General features: G+C 42.8%; 7 protein-coding genes. 5 read left to right on the top strand and 2 right to left on the bottom strand.

Annotated elements, in window-relative coordinates:
- Positions 1–37 precede the first annotated feature (37 nt).
- Positions 38–3,280, bottom strand: coding sequence for a glycoside hydrolase family 2 protein (locus I2I13_RS13520; RefSeq protein WP_195649707.1), 3,243 nt, complete (start codon positions 3,278–3,280; stop codon positions 38–40).
- Positions 3,281–3,879: 599 nt separating this feature from the next.
- Between I2I13_RS13520 and I2I13_RS13515 the strand changes: the two genes are divergently transcribed.
- The gene (locus I2I13_RS13515) at positions 3,880–5,760 is read left to right on the top strand and encodes a DUF4980 domain-containing protein (protein WP_008774815.1); all 1,881 of its coding nucleotides are present in this window, start codon (positions 3,880–3,882) and stop codon (positions 5,758–5,760) included.
- Positions 5,761–5,949: 189 nt separating this feature from the next.
- Here I2I13_RS13515 and I2I13_RS13510 read toward each other — a convergent pair whose 3' ends face one another.
- Positions 5,950–6,822: an aldose 1-epimerase family protein gene (locus tag I2I13_RS13510; RefSeq protein WP_148364653.1), complete on the bottom strand. Its 873-nt coding sequence runs from the start codon at positions 6,820–6,822 to the stop codon at positions 5,950–5,952.
- Between the two features lie 317 nt (positions 6,823–7,139).
- Between I2I13_RS13510 and I2I13_RS13505 the strand changes: the two genes are divergently transcribed.
- From I2I13_RS13505 to I2I13_RS13490, 4 genes are read left to right on the top strand one after another with little or no spacing between them, the layout of a single operon-like run.
- On the top strand, positions 7,140–10,253 hold the full coding sequence (locus I2I13_RS13505) for a TonB-dependent receptor (protein ID WP_195649706.1): 3,114 nt from the start codon (positions 7,140–7,142) through the stop codon (positions 10,251–10,253).
- Positions 10,254–10,280: 27 nt separating this feature from the next.
- On the top strand, positions 10,281–11,993 hold the full coding sequence (locus tag I2I13_RS13500) for a RagB/SusD family nutrient uptake outer membrane protein (protein WP_008651889.1): 1,713 nt from the start codon (positions 10,281–10,283) through the stop codon (positions 11,991–11,993).
- Between the two features lie 26 nt (positions 11,994–12,019).
- Positions 12,020–13,405 carry a DUF4960 domain-containing protein gene (locus I2I13_RS13495; RefSeq protein ID WP_148364655.1) on the top strand — a complete coding sequence of 462 codons (1,386 nt, stop codon included), beginning with the start codon at positions 12,020–12,022 and terminating at the stop codon, positions 13,403–13,405.
- A 17-nt stretch (positions 13,406–13,422) separates the two neighbouring features.
- On the top strand, positions 13,423–14,991 hold the full coding sequence (locus tag I2I13_RS13490) for a glycoside hydrolase domain-containing protein (protein WP_195649705.1): 1,569 nt from the start codon (positions 13,423–13,425) through the stop codon (positions 14,989–14,991).
- Positions 14,992–15,077 lie beyond the last annotated feature (86 nt).

Below are 15,077 nucleotides of genomic sequence, written 5' to 3'. Positions count from 1 at the left end.
TATTTTTAATCGTTTTTAATCCTCTTTTATCTTCATTTTATCTGGCTTCCGGGTTTGTGAAGGCAGCTTTCAAAGTCGGAAGAAAATCCTTCTTGTTATCGCATTTAAAGAAACCGCTGAAATCATTCCGGTCTCCGTCTCCTATTTTAATAACCAGTTTATTCCATCCTTGCAATAGAGGGATTTCTTTATAGATTACCTCGTTACGTCCGTCGTGAGATATGCTTGTATAGGGGGTGTCATTAATGAATAATTCACGAGTTTTTGCTTTTAACATCAGAGAGAGTTTTGGCATATTAGGCTCTATCAGCAGGTCATCCAGAGGGCGCGGGCTGAATACGTAGAATTCCAGTGTCCATCCGTTATCTTTCTTTACGAATTTTTCTTTGGTTGCTACGGGGAAGTTTATCTGTTCATCACGCAGGAAGAATACTTCATTAATATTGGTTTCTGGCTTCTGATAGCTTATTCCTGCATTTTTTAAGATCATACTTAATGTGTTGTATCCTTTTTCTGAATTGGCGAATTCGGTCAATGTACTTAAATAAAAGGAGGAAGCACCTTGCTGGTATTTAACAAATACCGGAGTAGTGGACGTACATTCGTATTCACTGCGGATTGTTCCGGCAGTTTTGATTTCCTCCGGACGCTTGTTCCATTTGCGCCAGTCAGTCTTACAAGCGTTCAACAAGATATCCCCTTCTTCTACGAATGTGCCTTTTAATGAATAATTGGAAGCATCCGCTTTTTGAAGTTCGCAGAAATAGAAATCAGAATTGTTAAGTCCTTGCATCCATGCTTTCTGCACAGGTAGGAAAGAGGAACGTTTCAGTGGTTCCAGTGCGACAGGAAGTGGTAGAATATCATTGTATCTGCCTACTGTTTCCGGTGTAATTCCCCAAATCCATAAATCTGCACCTTTGGCGAGTTGTTTCTGTATTTCCTTTTGGGTAGTGTCATCTAACACTTGGCTGCCATCTATGATGTAAAGCAGTGAGGAGGGAGTGGTGATTTTAGAAGCGAATGCTACTCCTTGTGCATTTAACAGGTGTTTTACTTTGCTTTCTGGATTGCCGATAAATACTACCTCCTTATAATTTTTGTCCGGATTGGTAGTTTTGTGAGCTTTATATTGCTCTTTGTCGATGATGGCATAAGGAGACCATGCTGGTGCGCCCGGAGCATTGGCAGCACGTAAGGCACTATACATCGGCCATTCTTGATAGAGTGGCAAGGTGGGATCATAGCCAGGATTGAATGTAGTGCAATAAGGTCCCACACGTTCTGGTTGTACACCCGGAATCCCCTCTTTGTACTCACCGAAAAATACACCATCTTCTCTAACATCAGGTGCTTTGGTAATGTCTTTTTTACCGAGTGGGAGTGGTTTCAGCGCATACCATGCCATATTGAAAACCGTACTGTATGAAGCCCCCATCCGGCGTTGGTTGGCTATTAGGTTGTAACATTCGTTAGCTAACCCTTCCATACGTCCTTCTTGTGATTCGTAGGCACGTTCTCCGTTATATTTGGATACTTGCTCAGGTGTGCCGTAATATGCCATACTGTGTTCACCGATTCCCCAAGGCTTTCCGATATTAATCCAGTTTTTCATGGAGTTGATGTCTCCGTAATGTCCTACGGTCACGGGTAATATACCATTACCGTCGTCTTCGCCGTCAGATGAAATCCAAGGACGGGTAGGGTCGTACAGACGTACAATGTTACGCCATTCTTTCCATGCTTTTTGTTGGGCGGGGATTAATTCGGGACGGTTATATACATGCAGGATAACAGGTTTATTTTCATTGCTGATACTCCAACCGAAAACGGATGCATGATTGCGGTCACGCAGGACGAAACGCTTTAAATGTTCTTTCGATGCTTCCCAGAAGTGATCTGAATCTAGTTTCGGACCGCCGTCGCTAGCCCAGTTAGCGGTCTCATTCAGTACGCAGATTCCCATTTCATCCGCCATATCCATATAAAAACGAGGATAAACCTGTGCGTGCGGACGAACTGCGTTGCCGTTCATGCCTTTAATAGCGGTAAACCATGCCCATGCGTAGCGGCGTGTCATTTGCGGGATACCCATGAAGTGCCAGGAGTCTCCGTGTAGAGCATAAGGTTTGCCATTGAGGTATTGTGTGGTTCCCTGTAATGTCCATTCACGCCAACCAAAACGTTCGTATTTCGTGTCGATAGTTTGTTTCTTGTCCTTGATAGAAAGTAACAAGGCATACAGATTCGGTTGTTCGGGAGTCCAATATTGTAGTATATTCTCATTGACAGGTACTTGCAGTGTTATTATCTGTGATGCATTAGCTGCAATTGAAACTTTGCGTGGTGCGACCTGTAATGCTTCCGTACCCAGTGTCCATGCGGGAACGGGAGCGGAGTTTATGTCCGTTCCGGCGTAATTTATCCATTCTCTGACATTGCCTTGCAGTTGTATGTCAGCTTTCCGGTTGGTTTTGTTTTGTATGGTTACTTCGATTTCTAATGTATTCTTGGCAACCAATGGTTTCACATATACATCTTCTATATGTATTTGGGGTAAAGCTAACAGATATACATCTTGCCAGATACCGTTGATGTGATATCCCCACATAGAGCCTCCTGGGATAATACGGCGGCCGATAGTTGAATTATCTTCAAATAAGGATTGGCTGCGCACGCCTACAAGCACCTCTATTGTTTCACCGGGAGTGACTTTATCCGTGATGTCGAAGCTAAATGGCAGAAATAAATCGAAATTTTCACCTATTTTTTCCTTATTGACATAGACTTCTGAATATCCTGCGACGGCTTCAAAGTAAAGTTTGATTTGCCGGCCTGTCCAGTTGGAAGGAATTGTTATATTTTTTTTCATCCATGCCATTTTCACTTGTTCCCATTCTTTCGGATAAGACGGATAGTTACGGTGGTCGGGACCTTCGAGATCACGATAACCAAAAGCGTTGATATTCCATGGAGAAGGTATTTTGATGCGTGTCTTACTCCAGTTACTACCATCTTTCGGGAGTGGTAATTCGGGAGCTGCTCCTTTACCTTGTTTATAGTCTTTCGGTAAAGCAATGGGTTGGAAATCCCAATAGCCATTTAAACAAATTTCTTGGCGATGCTCTTTCTCGGTTTTATTCACCAGACCTTCACTGGGAGCGAAAGGATAGGGATAGAGTAATTTTTGACTGTTAGTCGCCGTTTGTGCATTTGTCTGTACGGGCTGTAAGGTAAAACTTGCCAGCAAACTGCACAATAGGATTAGATTTTTTTTCATATTTGTACATTAATAGTTTTTCTGATATTATTAGTTAACGGCAAAGTAAAAGGAAAAGTATTAAAAAGGAGGAATGAAATGGCTTAATCTGGGATTAAAAAGTGATTAATTGCATAAAAATATTTGTTTTTCCTTTAAGTAAAGGAGAAAAAAGACTTTTAATCATCTTTTGTAGGCTTGGATAATATTATGAATAAGGATGATTTTGTTTTACGCTTGACAGCTTATTTTTCAGGTGATTGATAAGAATCCCTATAGTCAAAGTTTGTACGACAGTGGAAGAAGATGGAAAGTTCGCCCTTTCTTTTGATGGAGGGATACAGTTGGACCATTGTCACAACTACAGGGAACTGGACTGTTTATGATGATTTTATAGTATCAAACATACAATTATCAGTCGGTATTCATATGATGAAAATTCATATACTCGGTCCTATGAATATTGATTGTTTTGAATTCTGGTAGAAAAATAGTAAGGTGATGTATCAAAATTGATACCCTTTGAAACAAGGTTTATAGACGAAGGTGAATATACCCCCTATCTTTGCCTTCATCTATTTTGATTAAAAGCTTGTGTAAATCAGGAATACTTTGTTGCCATGAAAACAACCCCTTGGATAAAACTATGTAAAGGTGCGGCACTTGCATTAGCAGTCTCTTACGGACTGACTTATTGCCATACAACTAAAAGCAAGTTGACTTTGGAACAGAAAGGTGATAGCCTGACTGTCATTCACATCACCTATCCGGCTAATTATATATTGCTTCCTATAGAAGAGGAAGCAATGGAAAGTCAGGTTCTTCTGGATACAGGAGAGGCTACAGATACCGATATGGATATTCGTCTGGCACAGACAAAAGTGGACTATTTTGTTCCGCTTGCCTTACCTGCCGGAGCAAAGACTGCTACCGTACGTGTGCGTAATAAATCAAAGGATGCACTTTGCTGGAAAGAAATCAAACTATCTGATACATTTGATACAGCCAATACAGATAAGTTTCGTCCAGTTTATCACCATACTCCTCTGTATGGTTGGATGAATGATGCCAACGGGTTGGTCTATAAAGATGGAGAATATCATTTGTACTTTCAATACAACCCTTACGGTTCCAAATGGGGAAATATGCATTGGGGACATTCCGTCAGCAGAGATCTTGTGCATTGGGAACACTTGCCTCCGGCTATTGCCCGTGATACATTGGGACATATCTTTTCCGGCAGTTCTGTTGTTGATAAGGAGAATGTGGCTGGCTATGGAGCGGGGAGTATTCTGGCTTTTTATACTTCTGCCAGTGACAAAAACGGGCAGATCCAATGTCTTGCTTTTAGCAAAGATAACGGACGGACATTTACTAAATACGAGAAGAATCCCATCCTTTGTCCTTCTGACGGTTTGAAAGATTTCCGCGATCCGAAAGTTTTCCGGTATGAACCGGAAGATAAGTGGGTTATGATTGTTTCTGCCGATAAGGAAATGCGTTTTTATGACTCGAAGAATCTGAAAGACTGGAATTATATGAGCAGTTTCGGAGAAGGGTACGGAGTGCAACCTTGTCAGTTTGAATGTCCGGATATGGTGGAACTTCCGATAGATGGAGACATAAATCGGAAGAAATGGGCGTTGATAGTAAACGTGAATCCGGGATGCTATTTCGGAGGGAGTGCAACCCAGTACTTTACAGGAAACTTTGACGGAACGAAATTTATTTGTGACAATCAGCCAAATGTCACGAAATGGCTGGATTGGGGAAAGGATCATTATGCTACGGTCTGTTTTTCGAACACAAGTGATCGGACGGTTGCCATACCTTGGATGAGTAACTGGCAATATTGCAATATTGTTCCGACAAAGCAATTCCGTAGTGCCAATGCTTTACCGCGTGAGTTGGGACTTTATACACAAGACGGTGAGCTTTATCTTTCAGCGGCTCCGGTGGCAGAGACGAAAACTTTGCGGAAAGAAAACAAGGAGATTCCTTCTTTCACCGTATCCAATGATTATCATATTGATTCTCTACTGACTGATAATAACGGAGCTTATGAATTAGCATTGGAGATTACTACCGGCAAAGCGGAGATTATGGGCTTCAGTCTCTTTAATGATAAAGGTGAAAAGGTAGATATCTATTTCAATCTTCCTGAAAAAAGACTGGTAATGGACCGGACGAAAAGTGGTATCGTAGATTTCGGAAAGAATAGCGTCCCTCATGAAATAGAAGCTCATGACCGTAGAAAGACGACTTCGATCAATTATATCGATGATTTCGCATTAGCTACCTGGGCGCCGATAAAAAAAGAAAATAAATACGCTTTGGATATCTTTATTGATAAGTGTTCTGTAGAAATATTCCTGAATGGAGGAAAAATAGCAATGACGAATCTGGTTTTTCCATCGGAACCATACAACCGTATGTGTTTTTATAGTAAAGGAGGAACGTTCAATGTTGATTCATTCAATGCGTATCGATTAGGTTTATAATATAAGGTAGAGGTTTACACAATAGATATTTTCATAGATTCAGTAAGAGCAATGGGTATTAGTTGCTTAAAGGTTCATAGGTTAGATTTATAAGTTAGGTTTTGTAGATTAGAATTAGGTGTTGGTAGCTGTCAGATGTGAAATCCGGCAGCTACTTTTTATTTGCCGGGTCTTGTTGGCTATTGTCGATTATTCTTCGATTTCAATTGTATATCCCCCTTGGAATATCTCATCCGGTTGCAGGTGCTGTATCCAGTCTTTATCTTTATATTCCCCTGTATAATGTGCGCGGTCGCAACGTCCATACCAAGGCTCGATGCAGACAAAAGGAGCATTCTTTGCAGGTGGCGACCAAAGGCCGACTACCGGAGCATTGAAGTGTAAACTTAAATAAGCCCGTTTCTCCTTATTAAATAAGGTGACTTTGCGAACCTGGCCGTTTTCCAAGATCAAAGCATCTTTATCAAAAGTATGAGTATCCAATGGTAACAATCCGTCTGCCAACTCTAAGGAATACTCAACAGAAGGATCAGCGCATCCCTTTTCAGAAATAAGAATATACTTCAAACCATCTTTCCTGTCGAATCCGAAGAACCCTCTTTCTAAACTGTTCGCATCAAACTCCGGCCAGTAGAAAGCAGGATGTGCCCCAATCTGAAAATACATTTCTTTGTCGCCGGTATTCTTTACTTTCCATATCACCTCAATTTGTTTTCCTTGAATGCGATAACCTATTTCCAGACAGAATGGAAACGGATATTTTTGCAAAGTCTCTTCATTGCTGATAAGGCGGTAATGTACTTCATTTTCTTTTTCGGAAACAAGCGTAAATTCCATGTCGCGGGCAAATCCATGTTGGGTAAGTGTATAAGGAATCCCTTCATTGCGATATTCATTTTCCCATACGCTTCCGACAATAGGGAATAGGACAGGAGAGTGACGTTTCCAAAAAGCAGGATCCGCTTGCCACAGGTATTCTTTTCCATTGGCGAAGATGCTGCAAAGTTCCGCTCCATGCGGAGATACTTGAATGGTAAGTTGTTCGTTGGAGATTGTTTTCATATCGTTCAATTTTCAGTTGGTTACAATCGGTAACTGACTTTTTTTATTAATCGTTTTAATTATAACTACTTTTTAAAAGCTTATATCACTACGCAAAGGTAATATTTTCCCACTGACAAGAGAATATCTTCTCCATAATTCTTGTGATGAGAAAAATAATGTATAAAACCCTATAAAATAGCGTTCTATGCAACAAATGTTACAGCCTTTGAAACATTTTTTTCAGTCGATTGACGTAAATCAACCGTAATTTGCATTATCGATAAAGATAAAATTCGTACTTTTAATTTAATAACATCAAACTAATGCTTAGTATTATGAAGAACAAAAAACTTCTTTGCAGCGTTTGTTTCCTGTTTACTTTCATGTCAGTCCTTTGGGGACAAAACATAACGGTGAAGGGAAACGTTACTTCTAAAACGGATGGACAGCCGGTCATCGGTGCCTCTGTTGTTGAAGCTTCAGCTACTACTAATGGAACAATTACTGATTTAGATGGTAATTTCACCCTTTCGGTTCCGGCTAACTCTACTTTAAAGATTACGTATATTGGTTATAAACCGGTGACCGTAAAATCGGCTACAATCGTTAATGTACTATTGGAAGAAGACACTCAAATGGTAGATGAAGTGGTCGTAACAGGCTATACTACCCAGCGAAAAGCAGACTTGACCGGTGCTGTTTCCGTAGTAAAAGTAGATGAAATCCAGAAACAAGGTGAAAATAATCCGGTAAAAGCCCTTCAAGGACGTGTTCCCGGCATGAACATTACTGCTGATGGTAATCCGAGCGGATCGGCTACCGTACGTATTCGTGGTATTGGTACGTTGAACAACAACGACCCGCTTTATATCATCGACGGTGTTCCTACCAAAGCTGGTATGCACGAATTGAATGGCAATGATATTGAATCCATTCAAGTGCTGAAAGATGCAGCTTCGGCCTCTATCTATGGTTCTCGTGCTGCAAATGGTGTTATCATCATTACTACCAAACAAGGCAAAAAAGGACAGATCAAAGTAAACTTTGATGCTTCGGTTTCTGCTTCCATGTACCAAAGCAAGATGGATGTGCTCAATACGGAACAGTACGGACGTGCCATGTGGCAGGCCTATGTAAACGATGGCGAGAATCCGAATGGTAATGCCTTGGGATATAACTACAACTGGGGATATAACGCCGATGGAAATCCGGTATTATATGGTATGAGTCTTTCCAAATATCTGGATTCGAAGAATACGATGCCTGTGGCAGATACTGACTGGTTTGATGAAATCACCCGTACAGGTGTTATCCAGCAATACAATCTGTCTGTCAGCAACGGTTCGGAAAAAGGTTCTTCCTTCTTCTCATTGGGCTACTATAAAAACTTGGGCGTTATTAAAGATACGGACTTCGACCGTTTCTCGGCCCGTATGAACAGCGATTATAAATTAATTGATGATATATTGACTATCGGTCAGCATTTCACATTAAACCGTACTTCGGAAGTGCAAGCTCCTGGCGGAATTATCGAAACTGCTTTGGATATTCCTTCCGCCATTCCCGTTTATGCTTCGGATGGTTCATGGGGAGGACCGGTAGGAGGATGGCCGGACCGTCGTAATCCTCGTGCCGTACTCGAATACAATAAAGACAATCGATACACGTACTGGCGTATGTTCGGTGATGCTTATGTGAATCTAAGCCTTTTCAAAGGATTGAATGTACGGTCTACTTTCGGTCTGGACTATGCTAACAAACAAGCCCGTTACTTCACTTATCCTTATCAGGAAGGAACACAGACCAACAACGGCAAGAGCGCAGTAGAAGCCAAACAGGAACACTGGACCAAATGGATGTGGAATGCCATTGCCACTTATCAGTTGGAGATAGGCAAACATCGTGGAGACGTGATGGCAGGTATGGAGTTGAACCGTGAAGATGATAGCCATTTCTCCGGATATAAAGAAGACTTCTCTATCCTTACCCCGGATTATATGTGGCCCGATGCAGGTAGTGGTACGGCACAGGCTTACGGTGCCGGTGAAGGTTATTCACTTGTCTCTTTCTTTGGTAAAATGAACTATTCTTATGCTGACAGATATCTGCTTTCATTGACTATTCGTCGTGACGGTTCTTCCCGCTTCGGTAAAAATCATCGTTACGCCACTTTCCCTTCCGTATCTTTGGGATGGCGCATCACGCAGGAAAACTTTATGAAAGAGTTGACTTGGCTGGACGATTTGAAACTGCGTGCTTCATGGGGACAGACCGGTAATCAGGAAATCTCCAACCTTGCCCGTTACACGATTTACGCGCCTAACTATGGTACAACAGATTCCTTCGGAGGTCAGAGCTACGGTACGGCATACGATATTACCGGTTCCAATGGAGGCAGCACTCTACCTTCCGGATTCAAACGTAACCAGATCGGAAATGATAATATCAAGTGGGAGACAACCACACAGACCAATGTCGGTATCGACTTCAGCCTGTTCAAACAATCCCTCTATGGTTCATTGGAATACTATTATAAGAAAACAACCGACATCCTGACCGAAATGGCCGGTGTAGGAGTATTGGGAGAAGGTGGCAGCCGTTGGATTAATTCGGGTGCGATGAAAAACCAAGGCTTTGAATTCAATCTGGGTTATCGTAACAAGACTGCTTTCGGACTGACTTACGACCTGAACGGAAACATCTCCACCTACCGGAATGAAATTCTTGAATTACCGGAGACGGTGGCTGCTAATGGAAAGTTTGGTGGTAATGGAGTAAAGAGTGTAGTCGGACATACTTACAATGCACAAGTGGGTTACATTGCCGATGGTATTTTCAAATCACAGGAAGAAGTTGACAATCATGCTACCCAGGAAGGAGCAGCTGTCGGCCGTATTCGCTATCGTGATATCGACCACAACGGTGTGATTGATGAAAAAGACCAGGAATGGATTTACGATCCTACTCCTTCTTTCAGCTACGGCTTGAATATCTATCTGGAATATAAGAACTTCGATCTGACTATGTTCTGGCAAGGCGTGCAGGGAGTGGATATTATTAGTGACGTGAAGAAGAAAAGCGATTTCTGGAGTGCAGCCAATGTCGGCTTCCTGAACAAAGGAACCCGTTTGCTCAATGCCTGGTCGCCTACCAATCCGAATTCCAATATCCCGGCATTGACTCGTAGCGATACAAACAATGAACAGCGAGTCTCCACTTATTTTGTAGAAAACGGTTCTTTCCTGAAACTGCGCAATATCCAATTAGGATATACAGTTCCGGCAGTCATCTCCAAGAAGTTGAGAATGGAACGCTTGCGTTTCTATTGCAGTGCACAAAACCTGCTGACTATCAAAAGTAAGGACTTTACAGGAGAAGATCCGGAGAATCCGAACTTCTCTTATCCGATCCCTGTGAATATCACATTCGGACTTAACATCGGATTTTAATTCACCTCATTTATAAAACGAACGATTATGAAAAAGATATTATATATAGCAACCATCGGATTTACCTTGCTGACAAGCAGTTGTGACGATTTCTTGGATCGTCAGGTTCCGCAGGGCATTGTGACCGGAGATCAGATCGCTTCTCCCGAATACGTGGACAACCTCGTGATTTCAGCCTACGCCATTTGGGCGACAGGTGACGATATCAACTCTTCTTTCTCTCTTTGGAATTATGATGTACGTTCCGACGATTGTTATAAAGGTGGTTCCGGAACAGAAGACGGTGGTGTGTTCAACGCACTGGAGATTTCCAAAGGTATCAACACTACAGACTGGAACATCAACGATATATGGAAAAGACTGTATCAATGTATCACTCGTGCCAACACAGCCTTACAGTCACTCGACCTGATGGATGAAAAAACTTATCCGCTGAAGAACCAGCGCATTGCTGAAATGAGATTCTTGCGCGGTCATGCTCACTTTATGTTGAAGCAACTGTTCAAGAAGATTGTTATCGTGAACGATGAAAACATGGACCCGGATGCTTACAACGAGCTTTCGAATACCACTTATACCAATAATGAACAATGGCAAAAGATAGCAGACGACTTCCAGTTTGCTTACGATAATCTGCCGGAGATACAAATGGAAAAAGGACGTCCTACCCAGGCTGCCGCTGCCGCTTATCTGGCAAAGACCTACCTGTATAAGGCTTACCGTCAAGACGGAGTGAACAACAACCTTACCGGCATCAACGAAGAAGACTTGAAACAGGTGGTGAAATATACCGATCCCCTTATCATGGCCAAAGCCGGTTACGGACTGGAAACTGATTATAGCATGAACTTCCTGCCGCAATACGAAAATGGTTCAGAATCTGTATGGGCCATTCAGTATTCTATCAACGACGGAACCTACAACGGTAACCTGAACTGGGGAATGGGATTGACAACTCCGCAGATACTCGGTTGCTGTGATTTCCACAAGCCGAGCCAGAATCTGGTGAATGCTTTCAAAACTGATTCGCAGGGAAAACCGCTGTTCAGCACTTATGATAATGAGAACTACGAGGTTACGTCAGACAATGTAGACCCCCGTTTATTCCACACGGTAGGTATGCCGGGCTTCCCTTATAAATACAACGAAGGCTACATGATTCAGAAGAATGATGACTGGAGCCGTAGCAAGGGACTTTACGGATATTATGTTTCTCTCAAAGAGAATGTAGACCCGGATTGTGACTGTTTGAAGAAAGGTTCTTATTGGGCAAGTTCTCTGAACCATATTGTCATCCGTTATGCAGACGTATTGCTGATGCGTGCCGAAGCCTTGATACAGTTGAACGATGGACGTATCGCTGACGCTATCTCACTTATCAATGATGTACGCAGCCGTGCAGCCGGAAGTACCATGCTGATTTTCAATTACAAAGAAGAGTACGGAGTAAACTTCAAAGTAACCCCTTATGAACTGAAAGCCTATGCACAGGACGAAGCAATGAAAATGCTGAAATGGGAACGTCGTGTAGAGTTTGGAATGGAAAGCTCACGTTTCTTCGACCTCGTAAGATGGGGAGAAGCCAAAGACGTCATCAATGCTTATTATGTAACCGAAGCATCCCGTTGCTCTGTCTACAAGAATGCAGGTTTCACAGAAAATAAGAACGAATACCTCCCTGTTCCATTCGAACAGATCAGTGCTAGTAACGGAAATTATACACAGAATTTCGGTTGGTAACCATCAATCTTAAAACAAAGAATAACATGAAATCAATCATAAAACAACTTTATATAATCCTGTTGGTGACTGTAGCATGTCTGACAGCCACGGGATGTAGTGATGACTTCAAATCCAATCTTCGTCTGGACGGAGATGTATGGGTGAACGCTATCAAGCTGGATGCATACGCGGGAACGATCGATTATCAGAATAAAACAATCGTAGTAGGAGTTCCTTACGATTATGACGTAACCCGGATGGCAGTCACAGAAATGAATCTTTCCGAAGGAGCTACGGCTAGCATCGCTATCGGTGAGACCATCGACTTTTCTCTTCCCGTATCTTTGACAGTGAAGAATGGTGATGTACAAATGAGCTACACGATTACCGTGAAGAGAGATGAAGCGAAGATTCTGACCTTCAAGCTGAATGATACTTATGTGGGTAAAGTAGATCAGTTATCCAAAACGATATCCGTGGTTGTGCCGCTGACGGTGGACATCACCCAGTTGAAAGCTACATTTGCCGTATCAGATGGAGCCACTGTGACTCCGGCATCCGGAAGTATCCAGGACTTTACAAATCCTGTTACCTATACGGCAACTTACCGTTCGGCAGTTACTCCTTATGTAGTGACAGTCACTCAAGGAAATGTGATTCCGACTGCTTTTGTCGGTACAGCTTCTTCCGTGAGCCAGCTGACAAGTCCTGAAGAAAAAGCCGCTGCCCAATGGATGATGGATAATATATCAATGTCCGAATATATCTCGTTCAAAGATATAGTAGATGGAAAAGTTGATTTAGGTAAATATACCGCAATCTGGTGGCACTTCCACGCAGATAATGGCGACAATCCTCCTTTGCCGGACGATGCAAAAGCAGCCGTAGAGAAGTTTAAAGTCTATTACCAGAATGGTGGTAACCTTCTATTGACCCGCTACGCAACTTTCTATATTAAGGACCTTAGCATTGCAAAAGATGAATGTGTACCGAACAACAGTTGGGGAAGAAACGAAGACTCACCCGAAATCGTTGATGGACCATGGAGCTTCCCGATTACCGGCAACGAATCACATCCGTTATTCCAGAATTTAAGATGGAAAGATGGTGACCAAACAAGAGTCTATACCTTTGATGCAGGTTACGCGATTACCAATAGCACAGCCCAATGGCATATCGGAACAGACTGGGGAGGTTATGAGGATCTGGACGCATGGCGTAACCTAACAGGAGGAATCGATGTGGCATGCGGAGACGACGGTGCGGTAATCATTGCCGAATTCGAGCCGCGCTCCAATAGTGGACGTACGATCTGCATCGGTTCCGGTTGTTACGACTGGTATGGTAAAGGAGTAGACGCTTCTGCCGACTACTACCACTATAACGTAGAGCAAATGACTCTGAATGCAATCAACTACTTATGTAAATAAAAGAATAAGCGATAATTATGAAAAATATGATCTTACATATAGCATTAACCACGCTGTTGGCCTCAATGACCGCCTGCAGTGATGAGATGGACCCCGTATTGACCCAGAAAGACTGGGATGGTACAGCCACTTATTTCCAATCGACCGACGAACATGGCTTCTCCATGTATTACAAACCGCAGGTAGGCTTTATCGGTGACCCGATGCCATTTTATGATCCGGTTGCCAAGGATTTTAAAGTGATGTATCTGCAAGATTACCGTCCGAACCCTGAAGCTACTTACCACCCCATTTTCGGGGTGGCAACCAAAGACGGTGCCACTTATGAATCCCTTGGCGAACTGATTCCCTGCGGAGCCCGCGATGAACAGGATGCGGCAATCGGTACAGGAGGTACAATCTACAATCCGGCTGATAAACTCTATTACACATTCTATACCGGCAATAAGTTCAAACCCTCTTCCGACCAGAATGCACAAGTCGTGATGGTAGCTACTTCGCCTGACTTCAAAACATGGACTAAAAACCGTACTTTTTACCTGAAAGGAGATACTTACGGCTATGATAAGAATGACTTCCGCGACCCGTTCCTGTTTCAGACCGAAGACGGTGTTTATCACATGTTGATCGCTACCCGTAAAAACGGAAAAGGGCACATTGCCGAATTTACCTCTACCGACTTGAAAGAGTGGGAATCTGCCGGAACATTTATGACTATGATGTGGGATCGTTTCTACGAATGTCCGGACGTATTCAAGATGGGAGACTGGTGGTATTTGATTTACTCCGAACAGGCTTCTTTTATGCGCAAAGTACAATACTTCAAAGGCAGAACGCTGGAAGATTTAAAGGCAACTACTGCCAATGACGCCGGAATATGGCCGGACAGTCGCGAAGGTATGCTGGACAGTCGTGCATTCTACGCAGGCAAGACCGCTTCCGACGGAACGAACCGTTACATCTGGGGCTGGTGTCCCACACGTGCCGGCAATGATAACGGAAACGTAGGTGAGGCAGAACCCGAATGGGCAGGCAATCTGGTGGCACAACGCTTGATTCAGCACGAAGACGGTACGTTGACGCTCGGAGTTCCCGATGCAATCGACCGTAAATACACTTCTGCCCAAGAAGTGAAAGTAATGGCTAAAGAAGGAAATGTAACAGAAAGCGGTAAGACATATACGTTGGCCGAAGGTGCTTCTGTCATTTTCAACCGACTGAAAGTACATAACAAGATTTCCTTTACCGTAAAGGCATCCTCGAATACAGATCGTTTTGGAATCTCTTTCGTTCGTGGAACGGACTCCAAATCATGGTACAGTATCCATGTCAACGCTGATGAAGGCAAAGCTAACTTCGAGAAAGATGGCGATGATGCCAAATATCTGTTTGATAACAAATTCAACATTCCGGCCGATAACGAATACCGTGTGACAATTTATAGTGACCAGTCGGTTTGTGTGACTTACATCAACGACCAGTTATCTTTCACAAACCGTATCTACCAGATGCAGAAGAATCCATGGTCACTCTGCTGTTATAAAGGTGAAATCACCGTATCAAACATTCAGGTGAGCACATATTAATAGAAAAGTAACATCTTTTACAGTGTTTGAAACAAAAGTGACAGGCGCTTCATTCCGGAGCGCCTATCTTTGCACTGTAACAACCT

The sequence above is a fragment of the Bacteroides sp. D55t1_190419_B8 genome, from assembly GCF_015558905.1.
In the GTDB taxonomy this organism is placed as follows: domain Bacteria; phylum Bacteroidota; class Bacteroidia; order Bacteroidales; family Bacteroidaceae; genus Bacteroides; species Bacteroides vicugnae.
Note: the sequence above shows the minus strand (reverse complement) of the source record. Positions and strands in the feature narration are given on the sequence as shown.